The organism is Halomonas sp. AOP25-F1-15 (assembly GCF_052378675.1).
Lineage (GTDB): Bacteria > Pseudomonadota > Gammaproteobacteria > Pseudomonadales > Halomonadaceae > Vreelandella > Vreelandella casei.
This window is the reverse complement of record NZ_JBQSXV010000007.1, coordinates 1-20,466: the sequence shown is the minus strand read 5'-3', so window position 1 is coordinate 20,466 and position 20,466 is coordinate 1. Positions and strand designations below refer to the sequence as shown.

The following is a 20,466-nucleotide window of genomic DNA, read 5'->3' as shown; positions in this document are numbered from 1 at the left end:
TATATTTTTATTTTGTAGCGGTGTTGATGGCGCTAGCCGGTAGCTCAACGCGGAGATTGTCGATTAAACGTGCCGGGCCGAGCTTGGCTGCCGCCAGCAGCACCGAGTGATGAGTAGCACCGCTGATCGGGCCGAGCATGAGCTCACGTAGTTCAAGATAGTCCGGCGTAAAACCAGCGTCGCTGAGCGCGGCTGTGCCTTGCTGCAAGGCGGCCTCTACCGGGGCGCCGCGCTCCAGGGCATCGCGCAGCGAACACAGAGTGCGATAAAGCGCCGGTGCTGCGGCGCGCTCTTGCTTACTCAAGTAGCCATTGCGCGAGGAGAGCGCTAAGCCATCATCAGCACGCACAATCGGCACACCGATGATGTCGATCGGCATGTGAAGATCGCGCACCATTTTACGGATCACCGCGAGCTGCTGGTAATCTTTCTCTCCAAAGCAGGCAATGTCGGGCTGTACGAGATTAAACAGCATGCTGACGACGGTGGAAACGCCGTCAAAATGCCCGGGACGCGAGCCGCCACACAGCCCTTCGCCCACTACGGGCACATGGACACGCGTCTGGGCATCTAACCCGTTTGGGTACAGCGCGCTGACGGTCGGGGAAAACAGGACGTCGCAGCCTGCATCGCTCAGCTGCGTTTGGTCAGCGCTGAAGGTCCGCGGGTAGCCGTCTAAATCCTCACCTGGGCCAAACTGCATCGGGTTCACAAATAGGCTCGCAACCACAATGTCGGCGTGCTTTCGGGCACAGGCGATCAGCGCTAGGTGGCCGGCATGAAGATTACCCATTGTGGGTACCAGGGCGATGCGCTGGCCGCGTAGGCGATGCTCTCGCAGGATGCTACGTAACTGATCAATATCTCGCAAAGTGCGCATAGTCGTTTCGCGTTATTAACAAAATAAAAGAGATGGCGGGCTAATCGAGCCGGCTTCTAAAAATGTTCTTTTAAAAAAATGTTTTAAAAGCAATGCTCTGGCGCTGGGAAGGTGCGGTTTTTAACGGCCTCATGATAGTGCTGGAAAGCCGTTTGGATGCTATCGGCCTCTGCCATAAAGTTCTTCACAAAGCGTGGCGTACGGCCATGAGTTACGCCAAGCACATCGTGCATGACGAGAATCTGGCCATCGGTGTCCGGTCCTGCACCGATGCCAATTACCGGCACATCCAGTGCTTCTGTTACTGCTTTGCCTAGGCTGGCGGGCACGCACTCAAGCAAAATGACCGCAGCGCCCGCATCGGCAAGCACCTTGGCATCATTGATGATTCGCTCAGCGTTAGCGGCGTCGCGCCCCTGTACTTTATAGCCGCCGAGCTGGTGAACGGTTTGCGGTGTTAGGCCAAGGTGCGCGCATACCGGCACGCCGCGGCGTGTGAGTTCACGAATGCCTTCGGCCATCCACGCTTCGCCTTCAAGCTTCACAAGTTCGGCTCCAGCGCGCATCAGCGCACCGGCATCTACCAATAGGCGCTCGGTTGAAATGTTGCTCATAAAGGGCAGGTCAACCATCAGCAGGCTATGGCCTTTACCGCGAGCGGCACAGCGCGTGTGATAAATGATGTCTTCCATGGTGACAGGCAAGGTGCTGTTGTGGCCTTGTAGCACCATGCCTAGCGAATCGCCGACCAAAAGCACGTCAATACCGGCTTGGCTTGCCGCATGGGCAAAGGAGGCATCGTAAGCAGTCAGGCAGCTAAACGTTTCACCCGCCTGCTTATAGGCTTGCAGCGTGCTTAGGGTAACGGTTTTCATGGCATGCTCTCATCGTGTGCGTGAGGCCAGCGCTGCATAGGCGACCGACCATTATTAGCGCAGTCTTAAATAGTTGCGTGCTGCGATACCGTGATTGTTACCTGATTGCGCGCGCGCTGTCGAGATTTGGGTAAAAAAGTAACAGTTTACGAGGGCGCGTCTTCAACTAACCGCTGAATGCCGGGGTTGGATATCTGGCCAAGCCACGCAGTGAGCGGCTTATGATGCAGTAGGAGTGCAGGCGCAATTTCTGCCAGCGGTGCCAGCACAAACGCTCGCTGGGTCATCTGTAGATGTGGAACGCATAGGCGCGGGGTTTCGATGTGCTGATCGCCGTAGACGAGCAGATCAAGATCCAGCGTGCGTGGGCCCCAATGACGCTGGCGACGGCGTCGGTGCTGCTGTTCTAGCGCTTGGAGCTGATCAAGCAGCGCCAGTGGCGAGAGGCTGGTTTCCAGCGCCGCCACGGCGTTGATAAAGTCCGGTTGATCTTGCGGTCCAACGGGGCGGCTGGCGTAGAGCGATGAAGCTATCACTAACCGGCTCAATGGCAGCCCAGCGAGCCCGTTCAGCGCTTGGCGAACCTGTTCAACGGGTGACGCTAGATTGCTGCCTAGGCCAATATAGGCGAGTTGGATCGGCATTGCTGGCTACTCTGGATCTTGGCTGCGCGGTTTCCGCCGTTTTTTACGGCGACGATCACCCTGGCTGGCCGGATCGCCACCCACTTTTTGCAGCAAGCGGCGCTGTTCATGTTCATCGCCGCGCTGGAAGGCAGTCCACCAGTCGCCTAAGCCACGCGGTATTTCGCCAGCCTGTTCACGTAGCAATAGTAGGTCGTAACCCGCCCTAAAGCGCGGATGCTCGCGGGTCTGGAAGGCTTTCTTGCCGCGTCGTTGGGGTAGGCGTTGCTGTAGCTCCCAAATTTCGCGCATGGGGATGCCGAAGCGCTTGGGAATCGAGGTGTGCTCTAACTGGCGAGATACCACCTGTTGAGCGGCCGCCTGTAGTGCGGGAATGGCCGCCATGCCCTCTTGCTCTAGCTCTTCCATACGATGCTTAACCGGCGCCCAAAGGAAGGCCGCCAGCAGAAATGCAGGCGTAACCGGGCGCTCTTCAGCAATCCGCTTGTCGGTATTGGTGAGCGCTTGCTCAATCAGCTCTTCTGCCCAGGCAGCATCGACCATCGCTTCTTCGGCTTCGGGGAACAGCATGCCGAACAGGCCGTAATGACTGAGCAGACGAAACGCGACTAAGCCGTAGCCCGACATAAACAGCTTGAGTACTTCATCGAACAAGCGTGCGGGAGGAATCTGTAGCAGCAGCGATGCCTGTTCATACATCGGGGCTTCAGTGGCTGGGTCTATCGTGAAGTCCAGCTTGGCCGCAAACCGTACCGCGCGCAGCATCCGCACCGGGTCTTCACGATAGCGTGTAGCCGGGTCGCCAATCAGGCGCAGGGTGCGGGTTTCAATGTCACGCACGCCGTTGGCAAAATCGGTGATACTGAAGTCAGCGATGTTGTAGTAGAGCGCGTTCACGGTGAGGTCGCGGCGCACCGCATCCTCTTCGATATTGCCCCATACGTTGTCGCGCAGCAGTAAGCCCTCATCGGACTGATGGGCAATATGGTCGCTATGCTCGTCTTGGGGTTTGCCACGGAAGGTGGTGACTTCAATGACCTCGCGGCCAAAGCGCACATGGACAATCCGAAAACGGCGGCCGATCAGGCGCGAGTTACGAAACAGATCACGTACCTGTTCGGGTGTAGCGTTGGTGGCCACATCGAAGTCTTTGGGCATCTTGCCCAGCAGCGCATCGCGAATGCATCCGCCTACCAGATAGGCGTCATAACCTGCGCCGCTCAGCCGATAAAGCACTTTTAGTGCGGCATCGCTAATTTGCTGGCGAGAAACAGGATGCTCGGACCGAGGAATATGGCGTGGAGAGAGGGCAGTGGTAGAACTCTCTTGGGGATCGAGCAACGTTTTCAATTGCTCCCCCGGACTGTGTAGGAAACGGGTAAATCCTTTAAACATGCGATGATTTCAACTCGCAGGGTACGAAGAAATGGTCGTCAATAGTTGCTACAAAGCACTTCAAATAAGTACTCAATAAAAACAGTTAGTGGATGAGTGTAGCCGACCCCTTTGAGCTTGCAAAGCACTTGACGCTAGCGTGTGCTAACTCAATCCTCAAATACGGAAAGGGGAGGCTAAGAGAGCCTCCCCTATAAAGCAGTGAATCAGCGTCCATGCTGCTGTTTTTATTCATGATGGCACATCGCTCTGAATACGCACCGCAGTCGGTAGGCGTAAGGATCACGTTAGTTCCGACCGCCTCGTATTCAAAACAATAATCCAACCGCGAACTTTTTCTTACCCCGGGGAATTATTGTTGGCGCCGGGGTGTACACCTGACTGCTATTGTTATTGTTAGTATGCAAGCTGCTGTGTACGTCGCGTCCTTTCGGGCTACTTACTGTGTTTATTATTGTTCTCAGCGCCTGTCTTGCCTGCGCTAGCAAGTGATGAGATTCAAGCCTGTTGTTGTTATTAGTGCCGTTATCTCTACCTGGCCCTGTTGTATTTGTTATGGCTCAGGTGGTGGCAAGGTCATGTTGTTTTTGTTGGTGACCTACCGCTATGCCCAGTTTGTTTTTCTTACCCAGTAATATTGCAGTCGCTGTGCCACCTCTAAGATAAATGATAAGTTTCAGAAGGTTGGCATTTTTTAAATTGTTGAGGAACTTTTTCTAGCAAGAAGTGTTACCCCTTTTGCTCCCGTTTGTGGGCGACGTTGTGTGGGAAGGTAACAGTGTTAGCAGCGTATAAAGTTAGATATTTCTTATTTAAATCAGAATATTAGACAATGGTCGTAAGGAGGCTGGCGTCAAGCCAATGCCCAGGTGGTTAGCCTGGGCGACGAGCGGTCTTTTTGCGCGGAATGCCAAGCCTTTGGCGCCGCTCCCAAAGGTTTTTCCGGCTAATGCCAAGTTTTTGCGCCAGCTCGGTTTCGCTCATTTGGTCCTGGTGCTCTAGCACAAAGTGCTGAAAATAGTCCTCTAAAGAGAGATCGTCTTCATTCTCTTCAACGCTTTTATCTACCTCACCGTTGGCCGCTGAGGCAATAGCGGATGGTGCATGGACGCGTGCGGAGGTAGGCGCTAGCCCAAGATCATCAGGATGAATAAGGTGCCCTTCAGCGAGAATAACGCCGCGTTCAAGCGCATTTTCTAGCTCGCGCACGTTGCCGGGCCATGGATAGTCGCGCAGATCTTGTCGGGCAGCGCGGGACAGCCGCAGGCCCGTGCGCTCATGGCGTTTACATGCCTTGTCGAGCAGGATGTCGGCGATTTCGAGGACATCATCTTCTCGCTCGCGCAGCGGCGGCAGCTCTATCTGCATGACATTCAATCGGTAGTAAAGGTCGAGGCGAAACTCGCCGGTTTTCGACAGCTCCCGTAGGTCGCGGTGAGTGGCGGCGATCAAACGGACGTTAACGTGACGGGTTTCCACCGAGCCAATTTTGCGGATTTCACCCTCTTGAAGCACGCGAAGTAAACGTGCCTGGGCGTCTAGCGGCAGCTCACCAATCTCATCCAGAAACAGGGTCCCGCCGTCGGCAGCTTCTACTAGGCCGGTGCGCGCAGCGCTGGCGCCGGTAAAGGCACCTTTTTCATGCCCGAATAGCTCAGATTCGATCAGCGTTTCTGGAATCGCTGCACAGTTAACGCTGATCAGCGGTGCTTTGGCACGTTTGCTTTGCTGATGAATGGCCCGCGCTACCAGCTCTTTACCAGTGCCTGACTCGCCTAGAATCAGCACGGTGACATCGGCGGGTGCGGTTTTTCGAATGCGGGTATACACCTGCTGCATGGCAATGCAGTTGCCAATCATGGTTTGTCGACCGCCGCCTGCGTCAGTGATGTCGGGTGGCGGGCTCTGCTGCATCGCCTGCTGGTGGAGGATGCGCTCGACGGTTTCGAGTAGCTCAGCGTGGTCAAATGGCTTAGCGACGTAGTCGATGGCACCCAGTTTCAGCGACTCTACCGCTGAGCGCATGCTTGCGTAACTGGTCATAATCAATACCGGCACAGGCGCCGCTTTGGCAATCAGAGTGATGCCTTGTTCGCCGGGCAGACGCAGGTCGCTGATGATGAGATCGAACCCTGTGAGCTCAAGCTTGCAGGCTTCCTCAGCGCTGCCTGCTTCGCTGACCGTATAGTCGTTGCGTTCTAGCAACCGCTTCAACGCGCTGCGAATAATCGCTTCATCTTCAACAATCAGAATCCTGGGCATGGGCTGGCTGATCATCCTGTTGGTAAAGCGGCAACCATAACGTAATGGCAGTGCCGCGAGGCTGTCCGGGCGGTGGCGAGGCCACGTCTATTTTACCCTGGTGTTCATTGATAATTTGATACGCCAGTGACAGGCCCAAGCCGGTGCCTTCACCTGCTGGCTTGGTGGTCGTAAACGGTTCAAATAAGTGGTCGCGTACCCTGGGGTCGATACCCTGGCCGTTATCGGTTATTCGCCACCAGGCAAGCTGTTGATGGGCGCCTGCATCAATATGGACCTGCCCGCCTTGGTCGCAGGCATCTCGAGCATTGCTGAGCAGGTTGACCATCACCTGCGTCAAGCGCTGCGCATCACCACGGACCACTACGTTCTCGGGCGTATCATTAGACAAGGTGACATCCTCTCCCGAGCGGGCGAGGTGGATCAAGTGCAATGCATCTTCGCTAATCGATGACAGCGTCACCGGTGAAGCGGGGGGCGGTGTTGCTTGGCGCCCGCCGTGGGCAAAGCCAACCAGGGAATTGACGATTTTAGTCACTCGCTGGGTTAGCTGTTGGATTTGGTCCGCCGTTTCCAGCAGCGCCGGGTCGTTGGTGTCGTAGCGAAGATTCTGCGCCAATGATGAAATGCCGGTAATCGGATTGCCGATTTCATGGGCGACGCCGGCGGCTAGCTGGCCGATCGAGGCCAGGCGTGCCGCATGTACCAGCTCATCTTCCAGCCACTTCATTTCAGTATGATCTTCTATCAAAATAACGCTGCCACCACGGCTATCGTGGCCGCTGAGAACGGCTTTATGCAGGGTTAAAAAGTAGTCTTTTTCGTGCAGCGTGACGGACTGTTTGTAGAGTGGGCCTGGCGTTGCGTCGAGCACGCTGCCCAGCAGGCTTGGCCAGGGGGCTGGGAGACTATCGCGGCGCGAACCTATCACGCTTTCACCGCTAATGCCTGAGAGCTGTGAAAGCGCCTGATTCCACATTAGCAGCTCGTCGTCATCGCCCAGCACACAAAGCCCAACGGGCAAGTAGGCCAACGTTTGACGATGGTGGCGGCGCAGGCCGTCGAGCTCGCGGGCTAGCCCCGTTAGCCGCGAGCGATAAGCCTCCAGGCGGCTTTCGACAAAATGAATGTCGTCGGTTTCTGGGGCGTCGTCATGGCGATAAGGCAGGTAGCGATCAACGATGTCTCGCGCGACTGATGGCCCCATGAGGCCTGAGAGATTCGCTTGAATGCGATCGCGTAAGCGGCGCAGCGCGTAGGGTCGACGCTCTTGAGGCGTAAAGTTGAGTGCCTTTAAAGCACGGGCAACTTCGCGCTGCGCCGCTTCGTCGCCGATCGCCTGCGCCAAATGGGTGGCAAAGTCGTTAGCCGTGGCGGCTTCTAATGGAGAGCGCTTAGAGCGGATAACCGCATCGACCGAACATGCTTCGGCGGCAGAGCGCTCGCCTTCAGAGATACGTGTAAAGAGTGATATGACGATTAGCAGCAGAATATTAACGGCTAAAGAAAGCAGCGTAACGTTATACCACAGCGGCGAATCAGCAGTCGTGAGGGGCGTTGAAGGCAGCGGTGGTAAGGGCAGTGAAAGAATGAGAGGTAGCCAAAGGCCCCAAAGCCATACGCTGACGCCAGCGACCAGCCCTACAATCATGCCTTTACGATTAGCGCCCGGCCAATAAAGTAGTGCCAGCATGCCTGGCAAGCACTGGGCCATGCCCACAAACGCAGCTAACCCCAGCCCAATTAAGCCGTGGTGGCGGCCTATCCACTGATAGAACAGCCAGCCACTGATAATCACCGCGACCACCAGGCCACGCCGCAGCCATAGTAGCCAGCCGTAAAGATCACTGCGTGCTTCAGGGGGTCTTGCCACTAATACAATGTGGTTGAGCACCATGCCGGAGAGCGCCAGCGCGATCATCATCATCGTGCCGGAGGCGGCAGCTAGCCCGCCGATAAATGCAAGCGCGCCGACCCACCAGTGTTCCGTCATCAAATAGGCGGCATAGGCCGTTATGGGGATGTCGGGATTGACCGACTGTGCGGCCCACCAAATTACCGGTACGGGTAGCGCCATGAGCAATAGAAACAGCGGTAACGCCCAGCTGGCTTGTAGCAGGGTGTGCCGCGATAAGCTTTCTGAGAAGCTGATATGGAAAAGATGCGGCATCATAAACGCCGCGGCAAAGAACAGCAGCAGCAGGGTGCGCCACTGCGCAGGATCAAGCTGTGGGGTTTGCTGTTGAAGTATCGCGCCGGGCCCTTCCAGCCACAGCTGCAGATCGCCAGGGCCGTCGAAGACCATCCATAGCGCCACTGCCCCTAACCCCAGCATGGCCAGCAGTTTGACGATGGATTCAAACGCGATGGCGCTGAGCAGGCTATCGTGGCGGTCATGCGCTTGACTATGACGTGCGCCGAAAATTACCGCAAAAGCGGCAATGAGCGCGCAAAAAAGCAGCGCAACGCTACTCCCTGCCTGGCTGGCCGTCATAATATTAATGGCATTGCTCAGCGTTTGTACTTGAATACCCAGCAGCGGCAATACCGCCAGCAGACTGACGACCGTGACCAGCGTGCCCGCCCACCGAGAGCGAAAGCGAAAAGCAAATAGGTCAGCTAGTGACGTTAACTGATAGGTACGCGTAATGCGCTGGATGGGCACCAGCAGCACGGGCGCGAGCAGGAAGGCGCCAGCGGCGCCTAGGTAGTAAGCAAGAAAGCCAAACCCCGCACTGGCCGCCATTTCCAGGCTGCCGTAAATTGCCCAGGCGCTGGCATAAACGCCTAGCGCAAGCGTGTAAACAACGGGATGGCGGGTAATGCGCACCGGCACCCAGCCGCGCTCAACGGCAAAACCGCAGCCGAACAGCAGGGCCAAGTAGCCCAGGCCGAGCGCTAATACTCCGATTAACTCAGCGTTCATCAAGCTTTCTCTTTTGCTCTAGCCAGAGCGTCAAGGCAATTAGCCCGCCCCAAATTGCAAACGGCCGGTACCAGGCGGCCTCTGGGTCGCTCCAGCCATTCATAAGCAGCGGAGAGAGTAAATAACCGCCAAACACCAAAAACAGCATGATGCGATAGACGTACATGTCACTCTCCTGTGGGTATTGGAAAAGATAGTCACAAGGATATTAAGCTGGCGTTCGGCGATGAGCCGTGGGGCGCAGCTGCGCCGGTGACCAGTTTGCTACTGCCCAGTGTAACTGAGTCGACGGTGGTTCATCGCTAAGCGCCTTAGGTGGTGCTTGGTCAAGTGCTTGTAGCGCCTGAAAGAGCTGCAGGCGGACACCGTGGTCATCCGTTGCCAGCGCGGGGGCTAAGTTTTGTTTTGAAAGCTTTTGGCCTTCAGCGGTCACGATTAGCGGCAAGTGCAAATAGCGAGGCCGCGGTAGCTGAAGGGCGATTTGCAGCTGGCATTGCCAAGGAGTGTTATCCAGAAGATCTACTCCCCGTACAATGTCAGTAATTTGTTGCTCGGCGTCATCGACGATAACGGCAAGCTGATACGCCCACAGGCCATCTTTGCGCTTTAATACCACATCGCCTAGCGTGATTGGGTCAAGCTGCTGTTCACCAAATAGCCGGTCATGCCAGCGGATAGGGCGTTCGCCGCGGTCGCTACGCAGCCGCCAGGCCGCTGGCTTGGTGGGGGCGCATACGCCGTTGCGACACCAGCCGGGGTAGATGTCGTGCCCTTGCCACTGCTTGCGAGAACAGCTGCAGGGATAGGCCTGGCCTAGCTTGAGAAGCTGCTCTAGCCCATGTTGATACGCCTCGCCACGGGCGTGCTGCCACATGACCGCTTCATCCCACGCCAGGCCGAACGTTTCTAGTTGGCGCAAAATAGTACTCGCTGCGCCCTGGGGGCAGCGGGGAGGATCGATATCTTCAATGCGCACCAGCCACTGTCCGTGAGCCGCACGGGCGTCTAAGTAGCTGCCTACGGCGGCGACGAGTGATCCAAAGTGCAGCGGGCCTGAAGGCGTTGGGGCAAAGCGGCCACGGTAGCGAGCAGAGGAGGGCATATCAGCATTGTCCTAGGGGGTACAGGCAAGCGCCTCGTCGTTAACAAAAACGGGCACCCGAAGGTGCCCGCGTTCACGTAGAGCATTCTTTAAAACACCGCTCTAGAGATCAGCCGCCGAGCTGCTTCTCTTTGAGTTCCGCCAACGTTTTGCAATCCACGCAAAGCGTGGCAGTGGGGCGGGCTTCAAGACGGCGAATACCAATTTCAACGCCGCAGGCTTCGCAGAAGCCATAATCGTCGTCGTCAATATTATCCAGAGTCTCGTTAATTTTTTTGAGCAACTTACGCTCGCGATCCCGAGTGCGCAGTTCCAGGCTAAAGCCTTCTTCCTGAGTCGCGCGGTCCGCGGGGTCGGCGTAATTGTTAGCATCTTCTTGCAGGTGGCGTACTGTGCGATCCACCTCTTCCATGAGATCCTGTTTCCAATCCAGCAGCAGCTGTCGGAAGTGCGCTAGCTGCTGCTCGTTCATATACTCTTCACCCGGTGCTGGCTCATACGGAGTGAAGGACTTGGACGCTTCCGGTTTCTTTTCTGCTACTGGCATGGGACTGCCCCTTACATATGTGACTACTGATCGACCATGAGCCTATGTCACGATCTCACGCCAAAGGGATGCTTGTTTATCTGAAAAATGGCGACGTTGCAAGCATAATAGTGATTTTGCGACCATGGTCTTGCATAGAGTGTGGCGAGTGCCATGTTTTAAGTGACGTTAATAATAGCTTGGTGAAGGAGCCGTTATGGCCTGGAATTCACGTGTCGATCACGTTGCCCCTTTTCGGGTCATGCATTTGCTGGAAATGGCTCAGGCGCGAGAAGCCGCTGGCCACGATGTGATTCATCTGGAAGTTGGCGAGCCAGATTTCGCTACTCCGGAGCCGATTGTGGCCGCCGGGCAGCAAGCGCTTGCCAATGGCCAAACCCGCTACACGCCGGCGGCTGGGCTGCCCGCCCTGCGTCAAGCGATTGCGGAGCATTACGCTGAGCATTTCAATGCCGCGGTTGACCCTGCGCGCATATTGGTAACGCCCGGCGCATCGGGGGCGCTACTGTTAGCCAGTCAGCTATTAGTTGAAACCGGCTCGCGAGTGCTGATGGCCGACCCTAACTATCCCTGTAACCGCCACTTTATGGCGTTAGCGGGCGCTGAGATTGATGCGGTATCGGTGGGGCGCGCGAGTGGCTGGCAGCTAAACGCCGCGCTGGTTGCCGAGCACTGGCGCAAGGAGACGAGCCTAGCGATGCTGGCCTCGCCTTCTAACCCGACTGGCCACACCCTGAGCGCTGAGCAGCTTTGTGCCGTGCTGGCCGCGGTCGCCGAGCGTGAAGGTGAGGTGATTGTTGATGAAATTTATCAAGGCCTCAACTATGACGATGCGCCGCTGTCGGCGACCTCGCTTTCAGCAAATGCTTTTGTGGTGAACAGCTTCTCAAAATATTTTGGGATGACCGGCTGGCGCTTAGGCTGGCTGGTGGCGCCCGAACATGCCATAGAGCCGCTCACCCGCTTGGCGCAGAATATGTTTCTTGCCGCCTCAACGCCTGCCCAGCATGCGGCGTTGGCAGCTTTTACCCCCGAGTGCCGGGGTATTCTTGAACAACGCCGAGCAACCTTGAAGCAGCGCCGAAAAGTGTTGTTAGAGGGCTTAGCAAGATTGGGGTTGGCGCCGGATCTGCCACCCCAAGGGGCCTTCTATGTATGGCTGGATATTTCCCGCTACAGCCGAGATAGCCAGGCGTTCTGCGAGCGCCTGTTGCAGGAAGAGAATGTGGCCATCACCCCCGGCATTGATTTTGCCGTGCGGGGTGGCGAACACCATGTGCGCATTGCCTTCACTAATGACGTTGCCCGTCTTGAAGAAGCCATAGCGCGCATCGCGCGTTTTGTGAGCCGACTATGACGCTTAACTATCCCGCGCTTGTGCCGGGCATGCTACTCAAGCGCTACAAGCGATTTCTTGCCGATGTTCGTTTAGATGATGGTCGTGAGGTCGTGGCGCACTGCCCTAATACGGGGTCGATGAAAGCGGTGAGCGTGCCGGGCTGCCGCGTGTGGCTTTCACCCAGCGATAACCCTAAGCGTAAGCTTGCCTGGACCTGGGAGTTTATTGAGCTACCGCAAGCCGATGGGCAGGTGGCGCTTGCTTCTGTGCATACCGGCCGTGCTAACCGAATAGTGGAGGTGGCACTAAACGCTGGGGGTTTAGTGCCCTTGGCGGGCTACGCCACGCTGCGTCGTGAGGTGAAAGTGGCCGATGCACGGCTTGATTTTATGCTTGAGGATCCTGAGCGGGGGCGGGTGTATATCGAAGTTAAGCAGGTCACTCTCAAAGAGCCGGACGGCCACGGCTACTTTCCTGACTCGGTGAGCGTGCGCGGCACCAAGCATCTGCATACCTTGCGGGCGATCGCTGAGCAGGGCGAGCGAGCAGTGCTGCTATTTTGCGTGGCTCACGAAGGTATTGCTGACGTGGCCGCCGCTGCGCATATTGATGCGACCTATGCAGCGGCACTGGCGCAGGCCTCGGCCAGCGGAGTGGAGGTGCTGGCCTATGGTATTGACGTGATACGGGCACAGGGCTGCCCCAGCGGGGTACGGTTAAGCCGTGATCTGCCCGTGCGGATTGAGCGCCTAGCGGCGCCGAACGCGGAAAATGGCTATTTCACCAAACAGATTGGGCCATAGCCGTGATTTCCAGTGCCCCTGATGGTCCCCCACGCCCACGGCGCGATCAACAATGACCAAGCCTTTCTCGCGACATAGATGCTCAAAGTCATTGAACGTCGAGAGGTGGATGTTGGGCGTGTCGTACCAGGCGTGAGGCAGAGACTTCGACACCGGCATGTAGCCGCGCAGGCCTAAATGGATGCGGTGGCGCCAATAGGCAAAGTTGGGAAACGTAATAATCCCTTCTTCGGCGACCCGCAGCATTTCATCCAGCATCTTGTCTGGGCGACGCAGCGCCTGCAGCGCTTGAGTCATGATTACTTGATCGTAGCTGTTATCGCAGAAGCTGCTTAAGCCATCGTCTAGGTTGTGCTCTATGACGCTAACGCCGCGCGCCACGCAGGCGTTGATGCCGTCATGATCAATCTCTAACCCATAGCCGGTGACGCCCTTATTGCGCGCTAGGCTCTCGAGCAAATCGCCGTTGCCACAGGCAAGATCAAGCACGTGTGATCCTTCGGGCACCCAGTCGTAAATCAGTTCAAGATCGGCGCGCATTATGGCGTCTCCTCTTTGCCCAGCACATTGATGCCCAGCTCGTTGAGATGAAGCTCGCCGGCAGCGCGGCTCATGAAGGCGCTTAAAATGGCGTCGTAACGTGGCTCTGAGAGTAAGAAAGCATCGTGGCCATGGGGCGAGTCGATATTGGCATAGCTGACTGATTTACCCGCCCGAGTAAGCGCATCCACCAGCTCGCGCGAGCGCGACGGCGGAAAGCGCCAGTCGGTGGTAAAGCTAACAATCAAAAACGGGCACTGAACGGGTGCTAATGCTTTGGCAAAGTCGCCCCCTTGGGTGGCGGCAGGGTCAAAGTAGTCGAGTGCTTTCGTCATCAGCAGATAGGTGTTGGCGTCAAAGGCGGTGGAGAATGTATCGCCTTGATAGCGCAAGTAGGACTCCACCTGGAACTCAACGTCAAAACCGAAGTTGAGATCATCACTACGCAGGTCGCGCCCAAACTTGCTGCCCATGGCGTCTTCTGACAAGTAGGTAATATGGCCCACCATGCGTGCCAGCTTCAGACCACGCTTAGGCACCGTGTCATGCTCAGCGTACCAGCCGTCGAAGAACTCAGGATCAGAGCGAATCGCCTGGCGAGCCACTTCGTTAAAGGCAATATTTTGCGCCGAGAGTCGGGGCGTTGCGGCAATCACCACCGCGTTGGCGACGCGCTCTGGGTAGGTCATGGTCCACTGCATTACCTGCATCCCGCCAAGGCTGCCGCCCACCGCTGCCGCCCAGCGCTCAATGCCCAGATGATCGGCAAGCTGCGCCTGGCTGGCGACCCAATCGCTAACGGTCACCATGGGAAATTCCGGCCCCCACTGGCGGCCGGTTTCGGGGTTGTGGCTCACGGGACCGGTGCTACCATGGCAGCCGCCTAAGTTGTTGAGCGATACAACAAAAAAACGGTTGGTATCGATCGCCTTGCCGGGGCCGATATGGGCATCCCACCAGCCGGGTTTACGATCTTCCTCGCTATGGTAGCCCGCCGCGTGGTGGTGGCCGGAGAGCGCGTGGCAAATCAATACTGCGTTACTGCGCTCAGCGTTCAGCGTGCCGTAGGTTTCGTAAATCAGCTCGTAAGCAGGCAGTACTTTGCCGCAAGCCAGGGCGAGCGGCGTGTCGAAGCGTGCCACGTGCGGAGTAACAAGGCCGACGGAGCCCGTCGGCCGGTCTGCAAACGCAAGCGTATCTGAATCAGGCATTGAAGGCGCGAGTCCTGCTAATTAAGAGTGCGGCTGAATAGACCCTGCTGATCGAATCCATGATGAAAATGGGTTGGGCCGCTATCACAGCCCGACTAGCGCGCCGGAAATGCCGGCAGCACGAATCATCGAACCAACGATCAAGCTATCGATTAGGTTAATGGCAATAAACACGACGATAGGCGAGAGGTCGATCATGCCAAGCGCAGGAACGACTTTGCGCACCGGTGCCATAATCGGTTCTACCAACTGCATTACCAATAGAGCACCCGGGTGGCTGGCATTGGGAGCTACCCAGCTCAAGATAATCATCACAATCATGGCGAAGAAGTAGATTTTTAAAATCGCATTCGCCAAGGCGGCGATACCCGCTATTAATAGCCCTGGAATAGGCGGCATGCCGATACCGATGACCATGAAAATAGCGATGATGCTGACTACTTTTAACACGAAGCCAGCGGCGAGCGTTGCAAGATCAAAGCGACCGGCCACGGGGCCTAAAAAGCTCTGAAATAAGCCGACCAGCGGCTGAGTGATCTTAACCACCGACTGACTTAGCGGGTTGTAGTAATCCGCCCGTGACGCCTGCAGCAGAAAGCGCAGCATGAGTAAGAACAGATAAATATTGATCAGTGTGTTGACCAACATTAACCCTGCACTGCCTAATCCGTTGCCCATTATGATGTCTCCTTGGTGATTCGTTGCTGAGCGGTTCTTTAGTCGCCGCTAAGTTCTTTGGCCATAGCCTGAGCACGGTCAGCGCAGGCCTGCATAGCATCGGCAATGGTGGTGCGCAATTGTGCCGCTTCCATGTGCGCAATGGCACGCTCGGTGGTGCCGCCGGGCGACATGACATTGTTCTTCAATGTCGCCGGGTCTTTGTCACTCTGCTGTGCCATGGTGGCGGCACCCAGCGCTGTTTGAATAGCGAGCCGGCGCGCGGTGGCGGCGGGTAGGCCGAGCTTAACCGCCGCCTCTTCCATGGCCTCGAACATCAAAAAGAAGTAGGCCGGTGCACTGCCCGAAACGGCGGTGACGGCATCCAGCAGCACTTCTTCTTCAACCCATTCCACAATTCCTACCGCTTCCATAAGCTGAGTAGCCACGTCGCGCTGCGCGTCGCTTACCTTGGCATTGGCATAAAGACCGCTGGCGCCGTAGCCCACCAGCGATGGCGTATTGGGCATGCAGCGTACCATGGCATTGTGATCGCCTAGCCAGCGGTCGATAGTGCCTGCATCAAGGCCGGCTGCAATCGAGATAACGAGCGGCTGCTGACGCTGAACGCTGTCGCGCAAATTTTCGCATACGCTGCGCATAATTTGAGGCTTTACCGCTAATACCACGACGTCTGCATCGGCGACTGCCGCATTGTTATCTGTCGTTGTGTGTATGCCCAGACGCTTTGCCAGCGTTGCCAGCTCTTTTTCATGAGGTGCAGTGGCGGTGATGGTAGAGGGCGCCGCGCCGCTGTCGATTAGTCCGCCGATAATGGCACTCGCCATATTGCCGGCTCCAATAAAGGTAATCTTACTCGCCATTCTAGGTGTCCTTTAATAAACGTTGGCTCAGTGAAAGAGTGGGCTGCAGCAGGCAGCCGGATAGTTGTGGTTCGCCTAAGCCCTCTGGCGGGCGCCAAAAATGGAGGTGCCTAAACGCACCAGCGTAGCGCCCTCCAGTACTGCCGCTTCTAAATCGTCGCTCATGCCCATCGAAAGCGTATCAAGGGGCGTCTCGGGGAGTTGGCTCTGTAGAGCCGTTAACGCCTCACGCAGCGCGGCCAATGGCTGGCGCTGGGCGGCTAGCGTTTCCGCCGGGGCAGGAATCGCCATTAAACCGCGCAGGCGCAGGTTTGGCAGCGTGGCAACCTCGCGTGCTAGCGCTTCCAGTTCTTCCGGCAGTACACCCGCTTTGCTATCTTCGTGGCTAATATTAACCTGTAGGCAAATATTGAGGGGTGCAAGGTGCGCCGGGCGCTGTTTGTTAAGGCGCTGGGCAATTTTTAATCGGTCGACGCTGTGCACCCAGTCAAAATGCTCGGCGACGGCGCGGGTTTTGTTGGATTGCAGTGGCCCAATAAAATGCCATACAAGGCCTTCAAGGTCCGCCAGCTCGGCCTGTTTTTCTAGGGCTTCTTGCAGGTAGTTTTCACCAAATTCACGCTGGCCAAGCTGCCAGGCCTGACGAATCATCGCTGCCGGTTTCGTTTTGGTGACGGCCAATAGCGCTGCAGCGTTCGGAGCCCGCTCTGCGTCCTCTAGCGCTTTGCGCAGGCGTTCACACGCTTGTTCATATGAATGGGCGAGCGACTCGTTAAGCGCGATGTCTGACATACTCAAGCACCTTACCGCAGCTGGGAGGAGAGATGGATATTACCGAACTGCTAGCATTCTCGGCAAAGCAGAATGCCTCTGACGTGCATCTTTCGGCAGGTTTGCCGCCCATGATACGTGTTGATGGCGACATTCGTCGGCTCAATGTGCCCGCTATCGATAATAACGGTGTGCGCAAGTTGATTGACGACATCATGAATGATCGCCAGCGGCGCGACTACGCTGAAAGGCTGGAAACTGATTTTTCGTTTGAAATGCCGGGCATCGCACGCTTTCGCGTTAATGCGTTCACTCAAGCCCGCGGCGCGGGAGCCGTGTTTCGTATTATCCCAAGCCAGGTGCTTTCTATGCAGGCTCTGGGGCTGGGTGAGATGTTTGAGCGCTTAGCCATGCTGCCGCGCGGGCTGGTATTAGTCACCGGGCCGACCGGGTCGGGTAAAAGTACGACGCTTGCGGCGATGATTGATCACATTAATGACCATCGATATGGGCACATCCTGACCATTGAAGATCCGGTTGAATTTGAGCATTCAAGCAAGCGCTGTTTGGTTAATCAGCGCGAAGTGCACCGCGATGCGCATAGTTTTGCAGATGCGCTGCGCAGCGCGCTACGCGAGGACCCAGATGTGATCCTGGTCGGTGAGTTGCGCGATTTAGAGACTATTCGCCTAGCGCTGACCGCGGCAGAAACGGGGCATCTGGTGCTGGGTACGCTGCATACCACCTCGGCGGCTAAAGCCGTTGACCGCATTATCGATGTTTTTCCTGGCGACGAAAAAACCATGGTGCGTTCGATGCTTTCTGAATCGCTCCAAGCGGTAGTGTCGCAAACGTTGCTTAAGCGTCAGGGCGGCGGGCGCGTAGCGGCTCACGAAGTGCTCGTCGCCACGTCGGCAGTGCGCAACTTAATTCGGGAAGACAAAACGGCGCAAATCTATTCGGCTATTCAAACCGGCGGAAGTCTGGGTATGCAAACGCTAGACTTTGCGCTCGCTCAGCTAGTAAAAAAAGGCTTAGTGAGCGCAGAAGAGGCGCAATTGCAGGCCAAAGGAGCGCACGCTCTGCAGGTGTCATAGCGCAACAGTGCGCGCACTTTCGTCACGGTGTTTACGTGTGGCGGGAATCAGCCTGCGTAAATGCCGCCGAGTACCCGTGGGCCTGCTGCACCGGTGACCGATGGCAAGTTGCCCGGCAAATGGTGTAACCGCTGGTGAGCCAGCCAAGCAAAGGCGCCTGCTTCGATCCAATCCTCAGGCCAGCCGTGTGCTGCGGGCGATGTGAACGTTGCCCCCGGTAGATGATAGGCAAGACGCTGCATCAAGTAGGTGTTATGAGCGCCGCCGCCAGCGGTGATAAGCGTGAGCGGGCCGTCATGGATTTTTAAGTGGGTAATGCCCTGGGCAACGCTAACCGCAGTGAGCTCGGCCAATGTCGCCTGTACATCTTCGGCGGCTTCCTGGCCGCTGAGATGTTTTTCTAACCACGCCATATGAAATAGCTCGCGCCCCGTGCTGCGCGGCGGCGGCTGCTGGAAAAAGGGTTCTGAGAGCAGCCGAACCAACAGCGCGTTATCTATTGTTCCACTTGCGGCCCAGGAGCCGTCCTGATCAAAGCGCCCGCCTTGGTGCCGCGCAAACCAGCCGTCCAGCAATGCGTTGGCAGGGCCGGTATCAAAGCCAATCACCGGGTCTGTCGGCTGGCTGGATAGCCACGTTAGATTGGCAAAGCCGCCTAGGTTAAGCACCAGCTGATGTGCGCTGGCTCTGCCAAATAGAGCCTGATGGAAGGCGGGGGCTAGCGGGGCAGCCTGGCCACCGGCGGCTAAGTCGCGGCGCCGAAAGTCAGCAACAACGGTGCAGCCGGTAAGTTCAGCCAGCAGGCTCGGATTATCCATCTGGAGGGTGTACGCCGGGCCGCCGTTGTGACCTAGAGGCGCATGCTCAATGGTTTGGCCGTGGCTGCCAATAGCACTGATCTGCGCATGGCTTATCGAGAGTGGCGCCAACAAACGTTGAACGGCTTGGGCCTGTGACTGGCAGAACGCATGCTCAGCGGCTGCAAGCTGTGCAAAGCTGACCTGCTTGGCATGACAAAGCGAGAGCAGCAGATGATGCAGCGCGTCAGGCATGGGTTCGGCATGCGTTGCCACTAAGTGTGGTGGTGAATCACCTTCGATAGCGATCAGTGCGGCATCAACCCCATCCAGGCTGGTGCCGGACATCAGGCCAATATAATAAAGCGGCGACGAAGCAGTAGGCGTTTTCATAAGCTAACTCGTGCAAAGCAGGGCGAAGTCTCAGCCAAGGCTCAACCAAGGCGAGCGAGCATGGTAACATCGTCGGCTATTTATCACCTGAGCCCGGCAAGGGCGGTTTTTTTATAGTGGAGAGAGGCAATGAGTGAGGTGGATCAGGCTTTAGCGCTGCTGTCGCGCGGTACGCAAGAAATCCTGGTAGAGGACGAGTTAAAACAGAAGTTAGCCTCAGGCCGCAAATTGCGTATTAAAGCGGGTTTTGATCCCACGGCCCCTGACCTGCACTTGGGGCACAGCGTTCTGCTGACCAAAATGCGCCAGTTTCAGGACTTAGGACATACGGTCATCTTTCTGATTGGTGACTTCACCGGGCGTATCGGTGATCCCACTGGGAAGAACGTTACCCGTAAGCCGCTTACCGAAGAGGACGTTAAAGCCAACGCTGAAACGTATAAGGCGCAGGTGTTTAAAATCCTTGATCCCGAAAAAACGGAGGTGCGCTTTAACGCCGAGTGGTTTGGCGAGCTGACCGCCGCCAAAATGATTGAGCTTGCCGCTCAGAGCACCGTTGCGCGCATGCTTGAGCGTGATGACTTTGAGAAGCGCTACAAGGCCAATCAGCCGATTGCTATTCACGAGTTCCTTTACCCGTTGGTACAGGGCTATGACTCAGTGGCGCTTGAGGCCGATATTGAGCTTGGCGGTACCGATCAGAAGTTTAACCTGCTGATGGGTCGTGAGATACAAAAGCATTTCGGCCAGGAGCCTCAGGTGGTCATCACCATGCCGCTGCTTGAGGGTTTAGACGGCGTGCAGAAGATGTCGAAGTCGCTGGGCAACTACATTGGTGTCGATGAAGCGCCTGGTTCTATGTTCAATAAGCTGGTTTCCATGCCAGATAGTTTGATCTGGCGCTACTTTGAACTTCTTTCGTTAAAATCTAACCAAGAAATTCAGGCGCTGAAAGACGCCGTTGAGCAGGGCGCCAACCCCCGTGATGTGAAAATGGAGCTGGCGCGTGAGTTAATTGCCCGCTATCACGGTGAGGAAGCTGCGGCCAATGCTCACAAATCAGCGGGTAATCAGTTGGCGGATGGTGAGCTGCCAGACGATCTGCCAGAAGTGACGGTGGATTTTGAAGGCAATGAGCATGCACCAATAGGCGCGATCCTAAACAGAGCAGGGCTGGCCAATAACAGCGCCCAGGCTAAAGATATGCTGGGTAACGGGCGCGTTAAAGTCGATGGCAACGTCGTTGCTAAAGACGCAATGCTGGCCACGGGAAGCAGCTATGTGATCCAGGCGGGCAAGAAGCGTTACGCCCGTGTGACGCTTGTGTGAACTTTTTGTGCTTA

At 56.5% G+C, this 20,466-nt stretch carries 19 protein-coding genes; 4 read left to right on the top strand and 15 right to left on the bottom strand.

The window, feature by feature from the left end:
- Nucleotides 1–7: 7 nt before the first annotated feature.
- The 9 genes from panC to dksA all read right to left on the bottom strand — a co-directional run bounded on the left by panC (nucleotide 8) and on the right by dksA (nucleotide 10,631).
- On the bottom strand, nucleotides 8–880 hold the full coding sequence (gene panC, locus ACT3TF_RS13545; protein WP_444672353.1) for a pantoate--beta-alanine ligase: 873 nt from the start codon (nucleotides 878–880) through the stop codon (nucleotides 8–10).
- Between the two features lie 83 nt (nucleotides 881–963).
- Nucleotides 964–1,755, bottom strand: coding sequence for a 3-methyl-2-oxobutanoate hydroxymethyltransferase (gene panB / locus ACT3TF_RS13540; RefSeq protein WP_444625813.1), 792 nt, complete (start codon nucleotides 1,753–1,755; stop codon nucleotides 964–966).
- Between the two features lie 146 nt (nucleotides 1,756–1,901).
- Nucleotides 1,902–2,399, bottom strand: a complete 498-nt coding sequence (gene folK / locus ACT3TF_RS13535; RefSeq protein ID WP_096276204.1) for a 2-amino-4-hydroxy-6-hydroxymethyldihydropteridine diphosphokinase — start codon at nucleotides 2,397–2,399, stop codon at nucleotides 1,902–1,904.
- A 6-nt stretch (nucleotides 2,400–2,405) separates the two neighbouring features.
- Nucleotides 2,406–3,794 carry a polynucleotide adenylyltransferase PcnB gene (gene pcnB, locus ACT3TF_RS13530; RefSeq protein ID WP_096276202.1) on the bottom strand — a complete coding sequence of 463 codons (1,389 nt, stop codon included), beginning with the start codon at nucleotides 3,792–3,794 and terminating at the stop codon, nucleotides 2,406–2,408.
- An 873-nt stretch (nucleotides 3,795–4,667) separates the two neighbouring features.
- Complete coding sequence (locus ACT3TF_RS13525) at nucleotides 4,668–6,056, bottom strand: sigma-54-dependent transcriptional regulator (RefSeq protein WP_096276200.1); 1,389 nt, start codon at nucleotides 6,054–6,056, stop codon at nucleotides 4,668–4,670.
- The gene (locus ACT3TF_RS13520) at nucleotides 6,034–8,982 is read right to left on the bottom strand and encodes an ATP-binding protein (RefSeq protein WP_444672352.1); all 2,949 of its coding nucleotides are present in this window, start codon (nucleotides 8,980–8,982) and stop codon (nucleotides 6,034–6,036) included. The genes ACT3TF_RS13525 and ACT3TF_RS13520 overlap by 23 nt, the downstream gene beginning before the upstream one ends.
- Nucleotides 8,972–9,148 carry a hypothetical protein gene (locus ACT3TF_RS13515; RefSeq protein WP_007111811.1) on the bottom strand — a complete coding sequence of 59 codons (177 nt, stop codon included), beginning with the start codon at nucleotides 9,146–9,148 and terminating at the stop codon, nucleotides 8,972–8,974. Before ACT3TF_RS13515 ends, ACT3TF_RS13520 begins: the two co-directional genes overlap by 11 nt.
- A 42-nt stretch (nucleotides 9,149–9,190) precedes the next feature.
- The gene (gene gluQRS / locus ACT3TF_RS13510) at nucleotides 9,191–10,084 is read right to left on the bottom strand and encodes a tRNA glutamyl-Q(34) synthetase GluQRS (RefSeq protein WP_444672351.1); all 894 of its coding nucleotides are present in this window, start codon (nucleotides 10,082–10,084) and stop codon (nucleotides 9,191–9,193) included.
- A 109-nt stretch (nucleotides 10,085–10,193) separates the two neighbouring features.
- Nucleotides 10,194–10,631 carry an RNA polymerase-binding protein DksA gene (gene dksA, locus ACT3TF_RS13505; RefSeq protein WP_007111809.1) on the bottom strand — a complete coding sequence of 146 codons (438 nt, stop codon included), beginning with the start codon at nucleotides 10,629–10,631 and terminating at the stop codon, nucleotides 10,194–10,196.
- A gap of 196 nt (nucleotides 10,632–10,827) precedes the next feature.
- Here dksA and ACT3TF_RS13500 point away from each other — a divergent pair, with 196 nt between their 5' ends.
- A complete protein-coding gene (locus tag ACT3TF_RS13500; protein WP_444672350.1) occupies nucleotides 10,828–11,988 on the top strand; it encodes an aminotransferase class I/II-fold pyridoxal phosphate-dependent enzyme in 1,161 nt (386 codons plus the stop codon).
- Entirely contained in the window at nucleotides 11,985–12,773 is a 789-nt protein-coding gene (sfsA, locus tag ACT3TF_RS13495) for a DNA/RNA nuclease SfsA (RefSeq protein WP_444672349.1), read from the top strand. The genes ACT3TF_RS13500 and sfsA overlap by 4 nt, the downstream gene beginning before the upstream one ends.
- Here the strand turns inward: sfsA and metW are convergent.
- From metW to ACT3TF_RS13470, 5 genes are all read right to left on the bottom strand, one after another.
- Nucleotides 12,720–13,313, bottom strand: coding sequence for a methionine biosynthesis protein MetW (metW, locus tag ACT3TF_RS13490; RefSeq protein WP_441672411.1), 594 nt, complete (start codon nucleotides 13,311–13,313; stop codon nucleotides 12,720–12,722). The genes sfsA and metW overlap by 54 nt on opposite strands.
- Complete coding sequence (gene metX / locus ACT3TF_RS13485; protein WP_096276188.1) at nucleotides 13,313–14,524, bottom strand: homoserine O-succinyltransferase MetX; 1,212 nt, start codon at nucleotides 14,522–14,524, stop codon at nucleotides 13,313–13,315. Before metX ends, metW begins: the two co-directional genes overlap by 1 nt.
- An 84-nt stretch (nucleotides 14,525–14,608) precedes the next feature.
- Nucleotides 14,609–15,202: a YggT family protein gene (locus ACT3TF_RS13480; protein WP_096276186.1), complete on the bottom strand. Its 594-nt coding sequence runs from the start codon at nucleotides 15,200–15,202 to the stop codon at nucleotides 14,609–14,611.
- Nucleotides 15,203–15,240: 38 nt separating this feature from the next.
- A complete protein-coding gene (gene proC / locus ACT3TF_RS13475; protein WP_444672348.1) occupies nucleotides 15,241–16,065 on the bottom strand; it encodes a pyrroline-5-carboxylate reductase in 825 nt (274 codons plus the stop codon).
- Between the two features lie 75 nt (nucleotides 16,066–16,140).
- Nucleotides 16,141–16,857: a YggS family pyridoxal phosphate-dependent enzyme gene (locus tag ACT3TF_RS13470; RefSeq protein ID WP_444672347.1), complete on the bottom strand. Its 717-nt coding sequence runs from the start codon at nucleotides 16,855–16,857 to the stop codon at nucleotides 16,141–16,143.
- 32 nt (nucleotides 16,858–16,889) lie between these two features.
- Between ACT3TF_RS13470 and ACT3TF_RS13465 the strand changes: the two genes are divergently transcribed.
- Nucleotides 16,890–17,933, top strand: coding sequence for a type IV pilus twitching motility protein PilT (locus ACT3TF_RS13465; RefSeq protein WP_096276180.1), 1,044 nt, complete (start codon nucleotides 16,890–16,892; stop codon nucleotides 17,931–17,933).
- A 47-nt stretch (nucleotides 17,934–17,980) separates the two neighbouring features.
- Here ACT3TF_RS13465 and ACT3TF_RS13460 read toward each other — a convergent pair whose 3' ends face one another.
- The gene (locus tag ACT3TF_RS13460) at nucleotides 17,981–19,123 is read right to left on the bottom strand and encodes an anhydro-N-acetylmuramic acid kinase (protein WP_444672346.1); all 1,143 of its coding nucleotides are present in this window, start codon (nucleotides 19,121–19,123) and stop codon (nucleotides 17,981–17,983) included.
- Nucleotides 19,124–19,252: 129 nt separating this feature from the next.
- Here ACT3TF_RS13460 and tyrS point away from each other — a divergent pair, with 129 nt between their 5' ends.
- Nucleotides 19,253–20,452, top strand: a complete 1,200-nt coding sequence (tyrS, locus tag ACT3TF_RS13455) for a tyrosine--tRNA ligase (protein WP_444672345.1) — start codon at nucleotides 19,253–19,255, stop codon at nucleotides 20,450–20,452.
- Nucleotides 20,453–20,466: the final 14 nt, after the last annotated feature.